General features: G+C 48.9%; 18 protein-coding genes and 1 riboswitch. Of the genes, 5 read left to right on the forward strand and 13 right to left on the reverse strand.

Annotated elements, in window-relative coordinates:
* Window positions 1-42: 42 nt before the first annotated feature.
* From dapD to KNO95_RS12325, 7 genes are all read right to left on the reverse strand, one after another.
* The gene (dapD, locus tag KNO95_RS12290; protein ID WP_214879115.1) at window positions 43-750 is read right to left on the reverse strand and encodes a 2,3,4,5-tetrahydropyridine-2,6-dicarboxylate N-acetyltransferase; all 708 of its coding nucleotides are present in this window, start codon (window positions 748-750) and stop codon (window positions 43-45) included.
* Window positions 728-1,477 carry a 4-hydroxy-tetrahydrodipicolinate reductase gene (gene dapB / locus KNO95_RS12295; protein ID WP_214879117.1) on the reverse strand — a complete coding sequence of 250 codons (750 nt, stop codon included), beginning with the start codon at window positions 1,475-1,477 and terminating at the stop codon, window positions 728-730. Before dapB ends, dapD begins: the two co-directional genes overlap by 23 nt.
* Window positions 1,474-2,355: a 4-hydroxy-tetrahydrodipicolinate synthase gene (gene dapA / locus KNO95_RS12300; protein ID WP_214879118.1), complete on the reverse strand. Its 882-nt coding sequence runs from the start codon at window positions 2,353-2,355 to the stop codon at window positions 1,474-1,476. The genes dapB and dapA overlap by 4 nt, the downstream gene beginning before the upstream one ends.
* 12 nt (window positions 2,356-2,367) lie before the next feature.
* The gene (locus KNO95_RS12305) at window positions 2,368-3,363 is read right to left on the reverse strand and encodes an aspartate-semialdehyde dehydrogenase (RefSeq protein WP_214879119.1); all 996 of its coding nucleotides are present in this window, start codon (window positions 3,361-3,363) and stop codon (window positions 2,368-2,370) included.
* A gap of 12 nt (window positions 3,364-3,375) precedes the next feature.
* Window positions 3,376-4,575, reverse strand: a complete 1,200-nt coding sequence (locus KNO95_RS12310; protein WP_034771246.1) for an aspartate kinase — start codon at window positions 4,573-4,575, stop codon at window positions 3,376-3,378.
* Between the two features lie 114 nt (window positions 4,576-4,689).
* A riboswitch (Lysine riboswitch) is annotated at window positions 4,690-4,869 on the reverse strand.
* 78 nt (window positions 4,870-4,947) lie between these two features.
* Window positions 4,948-5,376, reverse strand: coding sequence for a GNAT family N-acetyltransferase (locus KNO95_RS12320; RefSeq protein WP_214879120.1), 429 nt, complete (start codon window positions 5,374-5,376; stop codon window positions 4,948-4,950).
* Entirely contained in the window at window positions 5,370-6,530 is a 1,161-nt protein-coding gene (locus KNO95_RS12325; RefSeq protein WP_214879121.1) for an alanyl-tRNA editing protein, read from the reverse strand. The genes KNO95_RS12320 and KNO95_RS12325 overlap by 7 nt, the downstream gene beginning before the upstream one ends.
* Window positions 6,531-6,629: 99 nt before the next feature.
* Here KNO95_RS12325 and KNO95_RS12330 point away from each other — a divergent pair, with 99 nt between their 5' ends.
* Complete coding sequence (locus KNO95_RS12330; RefSeq protein WP_026826860.1) at window positions 6,630-7,358, forward strand: GntR family transcriptional regulator; 729 nt, start codon at window positions 6,630-6,632, stop codon at window positions 7,356-7,358.
* 500 nt (window positions 7,359-7,858) lie between these two features.
* Here KNO95_RS12330 and KNO95_RS12335 read toward each other — a convergent pair whose 3' ends face one another.
* The 4 genes from KNO95_RS12335 to KNO95_RS12350 all read right to left on the reverse strand — a co-directional run bounded on the left by KNO95_RS12335 (window position 7,859) and on the right by KNO95_RS12350 (window position 12,499).
* The gene (locus KNO95_RS12335; protein ID WP_026826861.1) at window positions 7,859-8,962 is read right to left on the reverse strand and encodes an LCP family protein; all 1,104 of its coding nucleotides are present in this window, start codon (window positions 8,960-8,962) and stop codon (window positions 7,859-7,861) included.
* A 150-nt stretch (window positions 8,963-9,112) separates the two neighbouring features.
* A complete protein-coding gene (gene nagB, locus KNO95_RS12340) occupies window positions 9,113-9,877 on the reverse strand; it encodes a glucosamine-6-phosphate deaminase (protein ID WP_026826862.1) in 765 nt (254 codons plus the stop codon).
* Window positions 9,874-11,022 (reverse strand): N-acetylglucosamine-6-phosphate deacetylase, encoded by a 1,149-nt coding sequence (nagA, locus tag KNO95_RS12345; protein ID WP_214879122.1) that lies wholly within the window; start codon window positions 11,020-11,022, stop codon window positions 9,874-9,876. The genes nagB and nagA overlap by 4 nt, the downstream gene beginning before the upstream one ends.
* A gap of 118 nt (window positions 11,023-11,140) precedes the next feature.
* Complete coding sequence (locus KNO95_RS12350) at window positions 11,141-12,499, reverse strand: MATE family efflux transporter (RefSeq protein WP_026826864.1); 1,359 nt, start codon at window positions 12,497-12,499, stop codon at window positions 11,141-11,143.
* Between the two features lie 38 nt (window positions 12,500-12,537).
* Here KNO95_RS12350 and KNO95_RS12355 point away from each other — a divergent pair, with 38 nt between their 5' ends.
* Window positions 12,538-13,311, forward strand: coding sequence for a CHAD domain-containing protein (locus KNO95_RS12355; protein WP_214704320.1), 774 nt, complete (start codon window positions 12,538-12,540; stop codon window positions 13,309-13,311).
* Here the strand turns inward: KNO95_RS12355 and glsA are convergent.
* Window positions 13,308-14,249, reverse strand: coding sequence for a glutaminase A (gene glsA / locus KNO95_RS12360; RefSeq protein ID WP_026826866.1), 942 nt, complete (start codon window positions 14,247-14,249; stop codon window positions 13,308-13,310). The genes KNO95_RS12355 and glsA overlap by 4 nt on opposite strands.
* Window positions 14,250-14,297: 48 nt before the next feature.
* Window positions 14,298-14,462: a hypothetical protein gene (locus KNO95_RS12365; RefSeq protein WP_214879124.1), complete on the reverse strand. Its 165-nt coding sequence runs from the start codon at window positions 14,460-14,462 to the stop codon at window positions 14,298-14,300.
* A gap of 115 nt (window positions 14,463-14,577) precedes the next feature.
* Here KNO95_RS12365 and hemG point away from each other — a divergent pair, with 115 nt between their 5' ends.
* The 3 genes from hemG (at window position 14,578) to KNO95_RS12380 (ending at window position 17,396) form a co-directional block, all read left to right on the forward strand.
* Window positions 14,578-15,942 (forward strand): protoporphyrinogen oxidase, encoded by a 1,365-nt coding sequence (gene hemG / locus KNO95_RS12370; RefSeq protein ID WP_214879126.1) that lies wholly within the window; start codon window positions 14,578-14,580, stop codon window positions 15,940-15,942.
* Complete coding sequence (locus tag KNO95_RS12375) at window positions 15,939-17,021, forward strand: TIGR04053 family radical SAM/SPASM domain-containing protein (protein ID WP_026826868.1); 1,083 nt, start codon at window positions 15,939-15,941, stop codon at window positions 17,019-17,021. Before hemG ends, KNO95_RS12375 begins: the two co-directional genes overlap by 4 nt.
* Window positions 17,022-17,093: 72 nt before the next feature.
* The gene (locus KNO95_RS12380; protein ID WP_026826869.1) at window positions 17,094-17,396 is read left to right on the forward strand and encodes a hypothetical protein; all 303 of its coding nucleotides are present in this window, start codon (window positions 17,094-17,096) and stop codon (window positions 17,394-17,396) included.
* The last annotated feature ends 29 nt before the right edge of the window (window positions 17,397-17,425 follow it).

Genomic DNA, 17,425 nt, shown 5'->3' on the forward strand with positions numbered 1-17,425 from the left:
CTCTCCCATTCCTCGTTGTTTATATTTTCTGTCTATTATACGTTAGAGAGAGCGTAAGTCATCAACAAGTTGCGTTTTTTCAGAAGTTTTTTCATCTTTCTGTTTGATGATTCGTGCCGGTGTTCCCGCAACGACGACACCTGGAGGGACGTCTTGTGTGACGACACTGCCTGCCGCGACAACCGCATTTTCACCAACACGAACCCCTTCCAAGATGACCGCGTTCGCTCCGACCATGACGCCATCTTCGATGATGACCGGATCTTTTGAAGGTGGCTCAAGGACACCAGCGACCACGGCACCCGCGCCAAGGTGAACGTTTTTCCCGAGCGTTCCGCGTGCCCCGATGACAGCATTCATGTCGACCATCGAACCATCTCCAATGACAGCTCCAATATTGACGACAGCTCCCATCATGACGACCGCGTTGTTCCCGATTTGGACGTGGTCTCGGATGAACGAACCTGGTTCGATTCGTGCATTGAGCTGTGTCGTATCGAGCATCGGTACGGCACTGTTGCGACGGTCGTATTCGAGATGTGAATCCGTGATGACCGACGCATTGGCTTCTAAGAACGTGGCCGCGCGTTCTGCCGTCGTCAAGAACAGTTTCGATTCATCTGTTCCAAATGCTTTTGCTTCCTCGATTTCAAGCCCCGCCAATTGACCGTTGACGTAAAGCTTTACTGGTGTTTCCTTTTTAGCATCTTTAATATATTGTGCGATTTCATAAGCGTTTGTGAGTAACATGAGTAGCCTCCTCGTATAAGTTCGATAGATTATATAGTCCTGCCGGGCGATCGATGATCGTTGCCGCAGCGGCAAGGGCTCCGTTTGCAAAGACGCGTTTGGATAACGCGGTATGTTTCAATTCAATCATTTCATCATCTCCGGCGAAGAGCACAGCATGCTCACCGAAAATCGTGCCACCACGGATGGAATGCATGCCCAACTCCTCAGTTCCACGCGCTTCACGCCGTGACGTTCGCTCGTAAATCGGTGTCACCTCACGCTTCGCTTCGATGGCACGGGCCAATAATTCTGCCGTACCGCTCGGGGCATCGACTTTTTTCCGGTGGTGTGCCTCGATCACTTCGATGTCATAACCGAGCGTAAGAGGGACGAGTTGGTCGAGTAACTGTTTCAAGAGTGCAATCCCGTAAGACGTGTTGTAAGACTGAAAAACTGGGATGTCTTGTGAAGCCGTCTCGATGGCGGCCAATTCTTCCGGTGTGAAGCCGGTCGTCGCGATGACGAGTGGAATATTGCGTGACCGTCCGAACGCGAGTAAGTCAGGGAGAAGTGCCGGATTCGAAAAGTCGATCACGACATCGACCGGGGCGTCTACCTCGTCTAATGATGCCAGATGCTCTTCACTTCCCGGTGAGACGATTGCCGAGACGTTCACACCTTGCGCATGAGCGACTTCTTCGACAATCCGTCCCATCGCACCAAATCCGTGGATGAGAACATTCATTGTCTCACCTCATTGAATTGCTCCATTGCTGACAGCAACTTCGCTTCAGCCGTCGCGCTCATCGGGACGAGCGGTAGGCGTGGAGCACCAAATGCGAACCCTCTCGCTTGAAGAGCCGCCTTCACCGGAATCGGATTCACTTCTGCGAACAGCTCATCGATGACAGGGAGCAAGCGAAGTTGCCATGCGCGGGCCGTCTCTAGATCACCTGCCAAGAGAGTTTCAGCTAGTGCGACCGTCGCACCTGGGTAAACGTTTGATAAAACCGAAACGACCCCTTGTGCGCCCCAAGCCATATATGGCAAAATTTGATCGTCATTTCCACAGTAAACGGTGAATCCTTCTGGAATGTGAGCCATCATCTGCGCCATGACCGAGATATCCCCGCTCGCTTCTTTTAAGGCCGTGATGCGTGGATGTTCTGCGAGTTCTCCGACCGTTTCAGGCGCCAACGCGACACCAGTCCGTGACGGAACGTTATAGAGCATGAGCGGAATGGGTGACGCATCCGCGATCGCGGTGAAATGTGCAATCAGCCCAGCCTGTGTCGACTTGTTGTAGTACGGTGTGACGACCATCACCATCTCCGCTCCAAGTTCTGCTGCCCGTTTTGTTTTTTCGATACTGACAGCTGTATTGTTTGACCCGGTTCCTGCGATAATCAACGCTCGACCGTTCGCGACCTCGACCGCTCGAACGAGCAACGTCTCAAACTCTGCGTCTGTGAGCGTCATCCCTTCGCCGGTCGTCCCGCCGATGACAAGACCACTCACACCTTCCTGAATTTGCTCTTCAATCAATGCTGCCCATGCTTCTAGATTCAACTGCCCATTTTCTTGAAATGGGGTCGCGAGCGCTGTTGCCACTCCTGTGAACATGTCATCTCCTCCTTATTTCGTCGCTGTTTGACCAATCATACATTGTGCGATTTGAACGGCATTCGCCGCCGCCCCTTTTCGAACGTTATCCGCGACGCACCACAGATGGAACGTATTCGACTGCGAGTCGTCTCGGCGAATTCGTCCGACATACACCTCATCCGTCCCATTCGCATCAAGTGGTGTCGGATAGGCCAGTTCGGATGGATTGTCCATTAACACGACACCAGGCGCATCGGCGAGGACGGCTTTTACTTCTGCGACTGTCGCATCCCGCTCGAGCGACACCGTGATCGAGACCGCGTGACTATTTCGTACCGGCACCCGGACACAAGTGGCCGTCACGCCGAGGTTCGGCGCGTTCAAAATTTTGCGCGTCTCCTCAATCATTTTTTGTTCTTCTTTCGTGTAACCATTCTCTAAGAACACATCGATGTGCGGCAAGACGTTATCATAAATCGGATACGGATAATTCGTCGGCGCCTCTCCACGCGCACCGCGTTCGAGGTCATCGATTCCTTTTTGACCCGATCCCGATACCGCTTGATAGGATGTGTACGCAACCCGTGTCAGTCCGTATACTTCCGATAGAGACGCGAGCGCGACGACCGATTGAATCGTTGAACAATTCGGATTTGCAATGAGCGTCTTCTCCGGACTGAGTTCGACCCGATTCACTTCCGGTACGATGAGTGGAATTCCTTCTTGCATTCGAAATGCGCTTGAGTTGTCGATGACGATGACCCCTTGCTCACTCAATCGCGGGGCATATTGCTCACTGATGCTCCCACCAGCAGAGAAGAGTGCGATATCGATCGGATCTGCATAAATCGCATCGGTCAATTCGCGAATCACGACCGGTTGCCCGTTCACTTCGACCGTTTTCCCTGCTGAACGGGCTGAAGCATAGAGTCTCAGTTCGCTGATTGGAAATTCATATTCTGTTAAGACGTCAATCATTTTTTGTCCGACGGCACCTGTTGCACCGACGACCGCTACATTATACATCGTGCTACCCCCTTATAAGTTGAATCGGGCCGCAATGGCTGCGACTGCCGCTTCAACGTCTTGATCTTGAATCGTATAGGAAATACTGATTTCAGATGTCGTGACTTGATAGAATGGAATCCCCATCTCGCGGAATGTCGCAAAGAGCTCTGATGCGACGCCTGTCGCGTCTCGCATACCGATTCCGACGACAGAAATTTTTGCATGTTCCGTGTGACGATCGATTTTGATTTGCGACAAGGTCGCCGTCAACTCTGCGAGTGCCTCTTCTAAAAACGCTTCCTCATCTAGCGGACATGTGAATGATAGGAACACTTCCCCGTCAAACGCTGTCTGCGAAATCATATCGATATTGACATGACGTTCTGACAATCGTTCAAAGATGTCCGCGACCCCGGCTGCTGTATGGGGGATATGTTTGATTGAGACACTGAGTACGTTCTTAACGACACTCACACTCGTGACCGCTTTCTGTTCCATTGCTTGCGTCGTATCCATGATCCATGTTCCTCCTTCGCTCGACAGCGTCTTTCCGACAAAAATATTGACATCATATTTTTTTGCGAGCTCGACGCTTCGCATTTCCATCACTTTGGAGCCGAGTGCACTCATCTCCATCATCTCGTCGTATGAAACGGTGTCTAGACGTTTCGCCGCCGGGTGAATCCGTGGGTCTGTCGTATATACACCAGCCACGTCCGTATATATTTCACAGCGTTGACTGAGTACGGCTGCGAGTGCGACTGCCGTCGTGTCCGAACCGCCGCGTCCGAGCGTCGTGACGTCACCCGCTTCATTCACGCCTTGGAATCCAGCGACGATCAAGACATCGTATTGACGCAACTTCTCGTGCAACACTTCTTTTCGAATCGCTTTGATTTTGCTCTTCGTATGAATACCCATCGTATCGATCCCGGCTTGTTGCCCGGTGAGAGAGATGGCCGGCACGCCCCTCGAGTTCAAGGCGATACTGAGTAAACTGATTGTCTGTTCTTCACCGACGGCGAGTAGACGGTCGAGTTCTCGAATCATCGGACGGTCGGTGATTTGTTTGGCGAGTGACAGGAGTGAGTCCGTCGTCTTGCCCATCGCCGACACGACGACGACCAACTTCTCTCCGGTCGCCACACGTGTCTGTAAATAATCTGAAATGGCTTGTATTTGTTCGATTGTGGCAACAGAGCTACCACCAAATTTCAGTACGGTTGTCATCAAGTTCCCCACTTTCAAGATGTGCACCAACAGAAAAAGCGGCAGACCGGTAGGAAGCACTCTCCCTACGGTCTGCCGCTTGTACGCGCAGTTGAAAAACGATTAAAGAATCGTTCCGTAGATAGCGCTCCATGGTAGTTGACCATGGCAGTGTAGGCGTTGTTCACGACTACCCCAGCCTTCGTTCACACGCACGTGAACGTCGACTTCGGCGAATTTCCCCTTTCGGCCCGGTCCGGAATGCGTCCGTTTCAACCAAGCTTACTCATGTCATTCGCAACCTCTATCTGTCAGTTGTTAGTATTAGTTATAACAAAACGAAATCTTCTTGCCAACCTTTTTTTAGAAAAATGGGATATTTCAAAAAAAGAGTTACCACGTTTTCTTCATCATACGATGCGGAATATCCGCATCCAAAAACTCGTTTCCGAATGCCTCGTACCCGAGTTTTTCATAAAACGGAAGCGCCGTCAGTTGTGCGCCTAATCGTAATTCACCCAACCCTCGATGTTTTGCCACACGTTCGACTTCGTTCATGACATCTTTCCCATATCCATGTCCCCGTGCCGACTCGATTGTCGCCACCCGTTCTACTTTTCCGATGTTCGAATCGATGGGACGAAGGCGTGCCGTCGTCACAGGCTCCGAGTCAAGGAGACCGACCACATGTGTACACACATCGTCTAAGTCGTCATATTCTAAACTCGCATCAATTCCTTGTTCCTGAATGAATACAACTTCTCTCACTTGTCTCGCCTGTTGAATCAAATGAGCTTCTTGCCCACTTTGAATCGTCAACATGAAAGCACCCCTTCCTGCAATCGTTTCACGATTTCTTCCATCCCTCGCTCCAGCTCAGACACGGATGTGAATCGTGCTTGTGCCTGCTTATGGTTTCCGCCGCCACGACCAATCTGCATCTCTTGAAGGGCGGTTTTCAAAAATTTACCGACGGCGATATCATGCGTCCCATCATGCATGACAAACAATTTCTGCGTGCCATAGTTGGCTCCAACCGCAATTCGTCCCGTCGCGGCAATCCGTTCGATGATGGCGGTCGTCAACGTTTCAGCTTCGGTCCGCCCCACATGTAACGCTACATAGTTATCTTCTTTCAACACTGCCTCTACTTTCGCTTTCGCAATCCGTTCTTCTAGCGTCTTAATCTCTTTTTCACGTTCTAGACGAATCGTATGTTCTTCAATCACACGCTCTGCCACGGATTCATTCGTTGTCGAGAATGTATGGTGAATCGAACGTAACGCTTCTCGCGCTTGTTGGGTCGCCTTGAGTGCCCGGTCACCGGCCACATACGTCAAGCGAATATTCCCTCTGACTTTCTTCATCGCCGTCACGTGAATCGTACCGAGTTGTCCGGTTGTCCCCACGTGGGTGCCGCCGCATGCATTGTAGTCAATCCCTTCGATTTCTACGATGCGAATCATCCCCATGCGATCGGTCGCCTTCCGTAAACGCGTTCGATCCACTTCTTCCTCCGGTATCTCATACACATGAATCGGACGGTTCTCGTAGACCAGTTGTTGCAACTCATGCTCAAGTGCGTTAATTTGTGGCCAGTCCATCGTTGTCGTTTCAATCTCAATGGACGAGTCGGCTGACCCGATTCCAAAGCTGAGCGTGCGAATGCCGTGACGGTCCTCTAAGATTGCCGTTAAAAGATGTTGAGCAGTATGTTGAATCGAATGATCACGTCTCACATCTTCATCGATTCGAGCCTCTACCGTTGTACCAATCGGTAAGGACTCGTGCAAGAGGTGCCGAACCTCGTCTTCAATGAGTTGTATATCTAATACTTCATGTGATCCAATCCATCCCCGATCGGCTGGCTGTCCACCGCCTTCTGCATAAAACGGACTGTTCTCAAGTGTATGCCAATAACCTGATTGATCCATTTTGACCGCAGTTACGACTGTTTCCAATGTGTGTTGATTCATCTTCCCCTCCACCTTTTCTCTTTAAAAAATCTGTTCAGACAACTAGTTTAATTTCGTCTATAATGAAACATACACCTTCTCAGTCAGGAGCGAAATGATATGTTAGAAATTGATAAACAATCTCCGTTACCTATTTATTATCAAATTGAAGCGTACTTAAAGCAACAAATTGATGACGGATTGTTAAAACCAGGAGACACCCTGCCTTCAGAGCGTGAATTTTCCGAGCAATTTCATGTCAGTCGAATGACAATTCGTCAAGCGATTATGAATCTCGTCAACGCCGGTTATTTGAGCCGTCAAAAAGGACGGGGCACCTTTGTCGCGAGTCAAAAGATTGCGATGACATTATCCGGACTGACGAGTTTTTCTGAAGAAATCAAACATCGAGGCATGCGACCACTCAGTCGTCTCTTATCGTACGAGGTCATTCCGGCAACGGATCTCATCGCCCAGCAACTGAGCATCCCAAATCAGACACCTGTTTATGAAATGAAGCGGCTACGACTCGCAGATGACAATCCGCTTGCGCTCGAAACAGCCTATATCCCAGTCCATTTATTGCCGGATCTGACGCAAGATGACGCCACGGGCTCTATTTATGCGTACGCCGAACAACGTGGACTACGTCTGAAGAATGCCACGCAGACACTCGAAGCTCGAAGCGCCGGTCCTGAAGAAGCCAAGCTCCTCACTATCTCTCCGAACGCTCCGGTACTGTTGATTGACCAGCGAACGTATCTCGATGATGGCGGCATGTTTGAATATAGTCGTTCCCTTTTCCGTGGAGACTCGTACTCTTTGACCGTCGCCATGGATCGCATATAACGCACGAAACAGAAATACGATTTTCTACCCTCTTTTCGACTCATATTGGAGCTAAACAATCTTATTCTACGTATATAGATGTTAAAGGGGGGGAGGACATTGCATAAGGTAATCGATATCATGAAATATCGAAAAATCGCATTACTTTGTTTATTTATCTCGATTCCAATTAGTCTGATCAATATCCTTATAGGCTCGACATGGTTGGCGATTTTAGGAGCATCTTCATTTGTAATCTTCCTCGTCATATCCCTCACTTTATGGAAATGTCCACAGTGTAAAAGACGACTCCCATTACGATTTGACCATGACACTGATGTGGAGGATGTATATCGCTGTCCTTACTGTGATACCAAATTTTTGAGTGGGAAAATCATCAACTAAATCATTTTTCGAGAAATCCCACACAAAAAAGCGGTCTGACCTGAAATACATTGCCACATAAAAAACGCTCAGAAAATGAATTCTGAGCGCGTTTTGCATTTTTCGTAAGTTAAACTTTATTGAGCTTCGTACGTTACCCCGTTCGGGTCTAACGTGTAAGACTCAAGTTCTGTATCTGACATCGGCTCGACACGGTTACCCGCATCCGCTTGTTGCACGCGATAACGCACTTCTTCAAGAAGCGGCTCATTCAAGAAATAGTAGAAGTGACCGTCATCTGCTCGGGCACCTTCACCTGTCAGTTGATATTGTACCGTATCGTGCAATGCCCCGACATCTTCAATCAAACGCATATAGTCATTTGGTCCAAGCGTTGTCTGCATATTGTCCCCAACGGCTTTCAGGACCTTATCATAGTTGTTAAGGAGTGAAGTGCCGAGTGATTGTTCGAGCACGGCATTGATTACTTCCATTTGACGTTGTCCACGTCCAATGTCTCCACGGGGATCGTCATATCGGTTTCGGACATAGGCAAGTGCCTCTTCGCCAGAAAGCTGTTGAAGTCCCTGTTCGATTTGGACCGTTTCACGTGATGCATCATAGCTGTTTTGTTGTGAAGAGAACGGGACATCAATTTCAACGCCACCTACGGCATCAATGAAATCGACAAACCCTTGGAAGTTTAACGAAACGACATGATCGATTTCTACGCCGACCAAATCTTCAATCGTATTCGTCGCCATCCGCATCCCATTATTTGGATTCGTTTCATCCATCGAACCAAAGTAATAGGCGTGTGTAATCTTATCTTGGTCAAGTCCCGTCTTTCCATAAGGGATGTTGTAGCCCGTGTAGTCGATATTGACATACGAATCGCGCGGAACGCTGAGCATCGTCGTCTGTTTTTCTTTCTTGTTCAAGATAACAACGATCATAACGTCCGAGCGTCCGAATTCTCCACGTGCTTTCTTTTGTGGCGAAAGGTCTGTCCCTAAAATCAAGAACGACTCCGTATCTTCTTTGTCAAAACGAGTCGGTTCGACTGTCGGGTCGTCCTCTAGCGTGACTTGGGTGCCGGACAACATATTGTGAGCTTTATAAAACGCTGTACCGTAAATGCTAGATCCAGCAATAATCGCAATCAGCACAAGGGCACTAAATATCTTATAAAACGCAGACGGACCTTTTCGCTGTCTACGAGTATGTGTTCTAGAATTCATCGCGGTCTCCTTCGAGTCAAAATAATGAGCTTCACTCATTATAGAGGAAAGTGTCAAATTTGTCGAAAACGTTTTGATGACAAATTCATTTCTTTACACTTTCCCACAGTTGAACACAGAAAAACCCGCGGAGATGATTCCGCAGGTTCGTTAATCCCGAATGGTGAAAAATCGTGTTGCTGCTTCTCGTCCACGGGCTTGAAGAGCATCTGCGCAGCGCGATGCCGCCGCTTCGTCGAGTACGACTGTCACACCTGGATGCGCTTGAAGGATTGTGGCCGGCCAGTCGACTGTCGGAACACTTTCAATCATGTGCTGTACCGCTTCCGCCTTCCGCTCACCTATAGCCACAAGGACGATTTCACGGGCATTCATAATCGTGTCGAGTCCCATCGTGATCGCATGAGTCGGTACGTCTTCAAGGCGGTCAAAAAAGCGACGATTGGCTTCACGGGTCGATTCCGTGAGCTCGGTCACGTGTGTCTTGGCATCGAGTGCCGTCCCCGGTTCATTGAATGCGATGTGTCCATTCTCGCCAATCCCGAGAAGTTGTAAGTCGACACCGAGCGTTCGGACGAGCCCTTCATAGCGCGCCGCCTCCGCTTCTGGGTCCGACGCATCACCTTTTGGAAGATGACTTTGTTTGAATGGCACTTCATCAAAGAGGCGATCTTTCATAAAGCGATTGTAGCTTTGAGGATGTTCGGGTGATAGTCCGATATATTCATCCAAATTGACGCTCGTCACGTGGCTACAATCGAGCGCGTCCTGCTTAAACATCTGATACATCCCGACTGGTGTGCTACCGGTTGCGAGACCGAGTACGAAGTCATGTTTCCCTGAAATCCGTTCTTTAATTAGCGTGTAGGCGATTCGTTCCGCATCGTTCGCCGTCTTTGCGACTAGTACGTTCATCCTTGTTCCTCCCGTTCATATACGATCTTACCTTTGACAAAAGTCATCTGAACATGTGTCGCGCGATTCCATACGACTAGGTCTGCATCAAACCCCGATTTGATGTCCCCTTTTGTCGTCAATCCAAATTCCTTAGCTGCATTCGTCGCGGTCATTTTGACCGCCTCTTCCACTGTACATCCCGTATATGCCTGAATGTTTCGGAATGCAGCATCCATCGTCAACACACTGCCCGCAAGATTCCCGGCTTGAAGTCGCGCAGCCCCATCCTCGACTTTGACCGGTTGACCGCCGAGTTCATACTGTCCGTCCGGAAGTCCCTTCGCTCGCATCGCATCCGTGATGACGACGAGTTCATCTGGTCCTTTTAAACGGAACGCAAAGTCAACCATCTCTGGACGGCTGTGAATGCCGTCCGGAATAATTTCCGCGATGACACCTTTCTCTAATAGACAATATCCGACCGTACCTGGTTCGCGGTGATGCAATCCACGCATTTGGTTATACAGGTGTGTCCCGTGTTTGATGCCCGCCTGTTTGTTCTCTTCAAATGTCGCGCTCGTATGACCGGCTGAACCGATTGTACTTGATTCGCGAAGTGCCGCTTCAAATGCACGGGCACCCGGCCGTTCCGGTGCATACGTGACGAGGCGAATATGCCCACCCGCAAGCTCTTGCCACTTCCGAAACTGCTCGGCATCCGGATCGATAATATATTCCGCCGGTTGTGCCCCAGCCATCTCCACATTGACGAAAGGACCTTCCAAGTGAATCCCGATGAGTGTCGTATCCTGCGCTTCAATTACGTTTCGGACTGCCGTCAATGCGTGCTCAATCGCCTCTTTTGATTGTGTGATTGTCGTCGCGAAAAAAGAAGTGACACCTTCTTGTAGCATGTGTTCACTCAATCGACGAAGTCGTGATTCATCCGCGTCCATCGTATCGACTTCATATCCCCCGTGGATATGAACATCGATCAAACCTGGTGTCACGAGCGCCCCCGCGACATCAATCACGTGCTCATCCTGTTGTTCAAACTGTTCCATCGATCCAATCTCATCAATCGTTTGACCATTCCATCTGATATATCCACGTTCCCATGTTTGCTCCGCTGACACGATACGAGCATTGATCAATGTCGACATCGGTTCACCACTCCTTTTTGTTTTCCTCCATGTTATCATAACTAATAAAAGTATAGTTGTATAGACCAATTTATAATAAATAAAAGATTGTTCACAATTGCGAACAACCTTTGCATCATTACGTCGATTCGAGCGTCCCGTAGCGTCGAACAATCCATACGAGTCGGAGAAATAATAAGACCGCTCCGGCTGCGAGCCCGGCAATCAAGCCAATCCAATACCCATCCGGACCAAACCCAGCATGTTCCGTCAAGACATAACCAAGAGGTAAGCCGATGACCCAATAGGCAACGAGCGAGAGAAGCAGCGTGATATTGACGTCCTTGAATCCTCGTAAAATCCCTTGAATCGGTGCCGCGACTGCATCTGATAACTGGAAGAACACGGCGAAAATCATGAAGTGGGCAGCGAGGTCCACGACCGTCGGATCATTCGTATAAATGGCTGCGACCCGCTCGTTTTGCCAAAACAACAAGGCACCAGAGAAGATGGAGACACCTAGACAAAGCGAAATTCCGATTTTCGCATATCGAACGGCGTCCTGTAATCGTTTCGCACCGAGTTCGTATCCGACGACAATCGTCAACGCGCTCGATGCCGACAACGGGAGCATGTACACGAACGAAGCGAAGTTAATGGCGGCTTGGTGTGCCGCGACGATTTGGTCACCGTATGAGCTGAGCAATAGCGTGACTGCTGCAAAGATGCTGACCTCGGCGAAGATTGCTAGCCCGATTGGTGTCCCGAGTTGCAATAACTCTTTTTGTCTGAGCCAGACGATACGCTCAGTCGTCCGTAAAAATTTGTATTCTCGGAACGGTTTTCCATTCCTCACGAAGAACAAGGCCATGAAAAAGAGCAACCAGTAGGTGATGCTCGAGGCAATTCCCGCTCCGACGCCGCCATATGCCGGAACACCAAGTTTCCCGAAAATGAAGATGTAATTTAATCCGACATTAATGGGTAACCCTAATAGTATGAGGATCATTGAAACTCTCGTCTTGCCGAGCGCATCCATGAGCGTGCGAAGCACGTTGAACAAAAACATCGGCAAGACACCGAAACCAAGAGCAAGTAAGTATTGGGTTGCAATCCGCTTCCCTTCCGTACTGAGCCCCATTCCCTCGATTGCAATTGGCACGAGGAACGAGCCTAATGTCAACGTGATGACACTTAGTATGACGGCTAGATAGATGCCTTGGAACAGCGTCCGTTGAATCTGTTGTCGGTCCCGTGCACCAAGTGCTTGCGATACGATTGGCGCCACGGCCAATAGGATGCCACTGAGTCCGGTGTAGACCGGCATCCAAAGACTTGAACCAACACCGACACCTGCCAAGTCGACCGCTCCGGCACGTCCAGACATGACGGTATCAAAAAAGCTAATCAAATAAAAAGACACTTGCGTGACTAAGATTGGAAAGAAAATCGTAAAGAACAGTTTTGTTTTTTCGTTTAATGAATGTGTTTGGTACATGGACAACCCTCATCTCTTTTCAGAAAGGAAATAATATCATGAATCAACGGCATGCAGAAAAATTAAAATTTGAGCTGTTAGAAACGTGGAATACGTTTAATCATTACGTGACCGAGGCCCTCACTTTCACCAATTCGGAGGACATTCATCGCGCCCGCGTTCATTTACGAAAGCTGATCACGTTCATGCAAATCTATGAGACAAAACCTGCGACGTTCCGGCAACTCAAACAGTTGATGGAAGTACTCGGACATGTACGAGACCTCGATGTACTGATTGAAAACTTTGAGTCACAGAATGAACTCGATGCATTGTTTCTTCAAGTGGTCGAGAAGCAACGCGCCATCGAACGAACCATTCTCTCGACACGCGTCAGTGAAAAAATGACGCCTTCGCTCGATCAACAAATTCGCCGTTTCATCGGTGGGCCGTTATTTCGTGCGTTTAAAAAAATGAACGCCTCTCCAATGTTAGAAAAGGCGAAAGAAGAACGTAACCAACGAATCCGTATTTATCATGAGCAACCGGACAGAAATGAACAAGTTGAAGCACTCCATAAAGTTCGTTTAGCCGTCAAGCGTGAACGTTATTTACATGAGTATTTGTTGAACTATGAAACAGATGCCTCCATGGATACCGTCCGCACGTTAAAGAGGATGCAAACTGAGCTTGGTGAGATGAACGACCATGACCAACTGTTAAAGCGTTGGCGGACCTTCAAGCCACCTGAAGATTTGCAGTCTGTGTATGATGCAAAAATCGAAACGTTACAAGAAGAGTTAGACACGTCAGTGGAACATTTATCGATTTAGCGCGAGGTATACCGTTCAATCAATAGTTCTAACAGTTTCATACCTGCGATTGAATTCCCTTTCGAATCAAGCGCCGGACCAAAGATTCCAAACCCGACATTACTCAAATCCAGTTCATGGTTACCGACTGCTAAAATCGCACCCGAGACTCCGCTCTTACCGGGAAGACCGACTCGAACAGCGAACTCGCCCGATGCATCATACATGCCACATGTTGTCATAATCGCTTTGACAATTCGAACGACCCGACGTGGAATTAATTCTTCGCCCGTATTCGGGTCTTCTCCGTTCCCCGCAAAGACACGTCCGATTCGTGCCAAGTCAAAGCAGTCAATCTCGATGGCACATTGTTTCGTATAGACATCAATAATCTCATCTACCTCACCATCTACAATTCCATGGTGGCGCATGAAATAAAGGAGTGCACGATTCAAATCGGTCGTCTCGTATTCAGAGCGGGCGACTTTTTCATCGTACGTAATATCCTCTACCGGTCGATTTAACAGCCTCCCTAAAAATTGACGGAACTGATAAATTTTCAGGTCAGCCGTTTCCCCTAAAATCATACTCGTCACCGCTAGCGCCCCTGCATTAATCATTGGGTTCAACGGTTTAGACGGAACTGTCTCCTCGAGCTTGGCAATCGAATTAAATGCATCTCCCGTCGGCTCCATCCCGACTTTCGAAAACACATAGTCTTCTCCAAATTCCATTAAAACATAACAGAGTGTCAATGCTTTCGAGACACTTTGAATCGTAAACTTGTGATGAACGTCCCCCGCATGAATATACGTCCCGTCCGGCAAACAAATCGCCACCCCTAGTAAATCGTTTTTCACATGCGCCAGTTCAGGGATGTAGTCAGCTACTTTCCCTTGAGCCGTGTACGGACGACATTCATCGATCAAGTGGTTCAACTGTTGTTCGAGTACATTCATTCAATCACCTCATGTTCCATCAAATTTCAACCGGGTCATCTTATCACATTACCCATCAGGCGGTCCATCTTCTTTATACCAGTCTTCGTCCGCCCAAATCATCGGTGGGTCTTCCTCGTCGCCCGTCAGCTTTTCACCATGTCGATTCATCATCACAATAAAGCCAGCCACACTCATCACCACAAAAGCCGAAATGACTATAAAGGAAACCATTTCATCGTCCCCTTTCGAATTCGTGACAAATTTGTCTAGAACTCCGTGACACTTATCCTATGTCTCCGTCAACATTCTCGGTACCGTTAATACGACAACAACTTTACAGAAATGGGTGAATCGATTGAATCACATCGCAATTATCGGAGGCGGCATCACCGGACTCGCCGCGGCATATTACGCCAAAGAAACTGGTGCCCACGTCACAATGTTCGAGGCGCAAGATCGTCTCGGTGGAAAAATTAAAACCATTTATCAAGATGGCTTCACATTAGAGACCGGACCGGATGGCTATATGGCACGAAAACCGACCTTGACTTCGCTCATCACCGATCTTGGTCTCGAGGACCAGCTCGTCCGTTCCAAAACCGGTACTTCCTATATTTATGTGCGCGGAAAGCTGAGACAGATGCCAGCCGGATCGGTCATGGGTATCCCGACTAAATTTTGGCCAATGGTTAAAACAGATCTCTTTACATGGAGAGGAAAGCTTCGCGCAGGATTCGATCTCGTGATTCCACGTGTATATAAAGAAGAGGATATCTCGCTCGACCGTTTCTTTCGAACAAGACTCGGTTCAGAAGTCGTTGATACGATGATTGAGCCGCTTCTGTCCGGGATTTATAACGGGACACTCGAAGATATGAGCATCGAGTCTACTTTCCCTCAGTTTATCACGATTGAACAAAAAACTCGCAGTCTGATTCTCGGGATGAAAGCTCTCACACCTCCTGTCCAGGCTGGCGTGAAACCGGCCGAGACCGGAAAATTTTTGTCGATTGATCAAGGACTTGGTGCGCTCGTCGAGGCACTACGCCCTTCGATTGACCGTCTCATATTGAATACCGTCGTTCAGTCCGTCCGCCCCCATGAAGTCACATTGTCTAACGGTACGGTCGAACAATTTGACGGCATCATCATCGCCACATCTCCTCACGCACTCGGTCCGCTGCTCGGTTTTCCTGAAGCCGAACGGTTATCTGAATTAAAACGGACATCCTCGATGACCGTACTCGCCGCCTTCGACGAGTCAGAGGTTGATGCTTTAGACGGAACTGGCTATGTCATCGCTAAGTCAGAAGGGAACGCTTTGACCGCATGCAGCTGGATGCATAAGAAGTGGCCGCACTTGGCACCTAAGAATAAAGCGTTGCTCCGCATGTATATCGGTTCTGAACATGTACCTTCTTTATTACATGAAGACGATGACACCATTTCATCATTCGCTTTGAACGAACTTCGCCGTATTCAAAAAGTCGGGACACCCCTCTTCACGAAAGTTGAACGGCATATTCAAACGATGCCGCAATATGAGGTCGGACATAAACAGGACGTCCGTGCGTTCGAAGAAGCTCTAGCGAAGTGGGACGGTGTCGAAGCTTGCGGCGCCATCCTCCACGGCGTCGGGTTACCGGACTGCGTTGATTCCGCCAAACGGGCGGTCGAAAAACTACATCTCAAGCAGGCGGTGATGGTATGAAGCACACCGACTATGACGAAAACCCATTCATCGTGATTTGGGAAGTGACACGTGCCTGTGCGCTCTCCTGTGTTCATTGCCGAGCCGAGGCACAGTTTCACCGATATGAAAATGAGCTCGACACAGAAGAAGGCAAAGCGCTCATTCGAGAGATTCAGGCGATGAACAACCCGATTCTCGTCTTCACAGGAGGGGATCCGCTCATGCGTGAAGACTTGTTCGAGTTGACCGAGTATGCCTCTTCTCTCGGAATGCGTGTCTCGATGACGCCTTCTGCCACACCTCGCGTCACTCATGATGCCGTGAAACGGGCGAAAGCGGCCGGTCTGTCTCGTTGGGCGTTCTCCCTCGACGGACCGGATGCAGAGACTCACGACTATTTTAGAGGAACGAGAGGCAGTTTTGACCGTACCATTCGAGGGATTTCCTATTTTCGGGAAGAAGGGATGTCCTTTCAAATCAATACAACGGTGACCGAATACAACGTCGATCGATTACCGGAAATGGCGAAACTCGTAGAGTCACTCGGTGTGTCGGTTTGGACACTTTTCTTCCTCGTACCGACAGGACGAGGTTCGTTGCTACAACCCATTTCACCCGAGCGGCATGAGGAAGTATTGAAGTGGGCGTTCTCACTTCAAGAAACGGCACCGTTTATCATCTCAACGACGGAAGCCCAGTTCTATCGCCGGGTGGCGCGTCAAGAAAATCAGCGGCGAAAAAGAAAAGGACTTCCTCCAATCGGACACCCTCATGATGATTTAGCGAAAGCACCTAAAGGAACGAATGACGGGAACGGGTTTGTCTTCATCTCGCACACAGGAGACGTTCAGCCGTCTGGATTTTTACCAATCCCCTGCGGGAACGTCCGAACGACACCTCTTGCGGACATTTATCGTCACCATCCGACGTTCAAGGCGTTACGCGACCCGGATACCCATCATGGGAAATGCGGGTATTGTGAATATCGCTATCTTTGCGGGGGATCACGGGCCCGAGCATACGCGGTCACAGGCGACTATAAAGAAGCAGAACCATACTGCATCTATCAACCAGAGCGCCCGCTCGTGTCACAATAATAATTTCCATTTATCCCCTCTTTGTGTAAGATTGGATTATACAAATCTGACGACGAGAAGGGGAATGTGTACGTGCAGTCTTTACCGATTGACGGATTGTTCTATATCGGGTTAGTAGCGATTTTTGGTACGACGTTTCTTCTTGGATTTTTGGTGAAACAGTGGACGAAAGATGGATTCATAGGGTTTATGGTTCTACTCGTTTCAAGTCTCGGACTATTTTTTTGGTTATTGCTCTGGTTCCAGGAAGCGACACGCTCCATCTTTATGGGAACGATGCCGTGGGTCTTCAACTTATTCTTCGGGACTGTGCTCTATCTTATCTTTTTAGGCACCAGCTATCTCATTTTGAAACGACAACGCCGACACACATAAAAAGAGGAATCCAAATTGGACTCCTCTTT

The organism is Exiguobacterium sp. ERU653 (genome assembly GCF_018617775.1).
Classification (GTDB): Bacteria; Bacillota; Bacilli; order Exiguobacteriales; family Exiguobacteriaceae; genus Exiguobacterium; species Exiguobacterium marinum.

What these genes read in the sequence shown, in the direction of transcription:
- dapA (WP_214879118.1), bottom strand. Translation starts at nt 2,355, where the DNA reads ATGTTCACAGGAGTGGCAACAGCGCTCGCGACCCCATTTCAAGAAAAT.
- KNO95_RS12375 (WP_026826868.1), top strand. Translation starts at nt 15,939, where the DNA reads ATGAAGCACACCGACTATGACGAAAACCCATTCATCGTGATTTGGGAA.
- dapB (WP_214879117.1), bottom strand. Translation starts at nt 1,477, where the DNA reads ATGAATGTTCTCATCCACGGATTTGGTGCGATGGGACGGATTGTCGAA.
- nagA (WP_214879122.1), bottom strand. Translation starts at nt 11,022, where the DNA reads ATGTCGACATTGATCAATGCTCGTATCGTGTCAGCGGAGCAAACATGG.
- nagB (WP_026826862.1), bottom strand. Translation starts at nt 9,877, where the DNA reads ATGAACGTACTAGTCGCAAAGACGGCGAACGATGCGGAACGAATCGCC.
- KNO95_RS12355 (WP_214704320.1), top strand. Translation starts at nt 12,538, where the DNA reads ATGAATCAACGGCATGCAGAAAAATTAAAATTTGAGCTGTTAGAAACG.
- KNO95_RS12365 (WP_214879124.1), bottom strand. Translation starts at nt 14,462, where the DNA reads ATGGTTTCCTTTATAGTCATTTCGGCTTTTGTGGTGATGAGTGTGGCT.
- KNO95_RS12320 (WP_214879120.1), bottom strand. Translation starts at nt 5,376, where the DNA reads ATGTTGACGATTCAAAGTGGGCAAGAAGCTCATTTGATTCAACAGGCG.
- dapD (WP_214879115.1), bottom strand. Translation starts at nt 750, where the DNA reads ATGTTACTCACAAACGCTTATGAAATCGCACAATATATTAAAGATGCT.
- KNO95_RS12330 (WP_026826860.1), top strand. Translation starts at nt 6,630, where the DNA reads ATGTTAGAAATTGATAAACAATCTCCGTTACCTATTTATTATCAAATT.
- KNO95_RS12350 (WP_026826864.1), bottom strand. Translation starts at nt 12,499, where the DNA reads ATGTACCAAACACATTCATTAAACGAAAAAACAAAACTGTTCTTTACG.
- KNO95_RS12305 (WP_214879119.1), bottom strand. Translation starts at nt 3,363, where the DNA reads ATGTATAATGTAGCGGTCGTCGGTGCAACAGGTGCCGTCGGACAAAAA.
- KNO95_RS12335 (WP_026826861.1), bottom strand. Translation starts at nt 8,962, where the DNA reads ATGAATTCTAGAACACATACTCGTAGACAGCGAAAAGGTCCGTCTGCG.
- KNO95_RS12325 (WP_214879121.1), bottom strand. Translation starts at nt 6,530, where the DNA reads ATGAATCAACACACATTGGAAACAGTCGTAACTGCGGTCAAAATGGAT.
- glsA (WP_026826866.1), bottom strand. Translation starts at nt 14,249, where the DNA reads ATGAATGTACTCGAACAACAGTTGAACCACTTGATCGATGAATGTCGT.
- KNO95_RS12310 (WP_034771246.1), bottom strand. Translation starts at nt 4,575, where the DNA reads ATGACAACCGTACTGAAATTTGGTGGTAGCTCTGTTGCCACAATCGAA.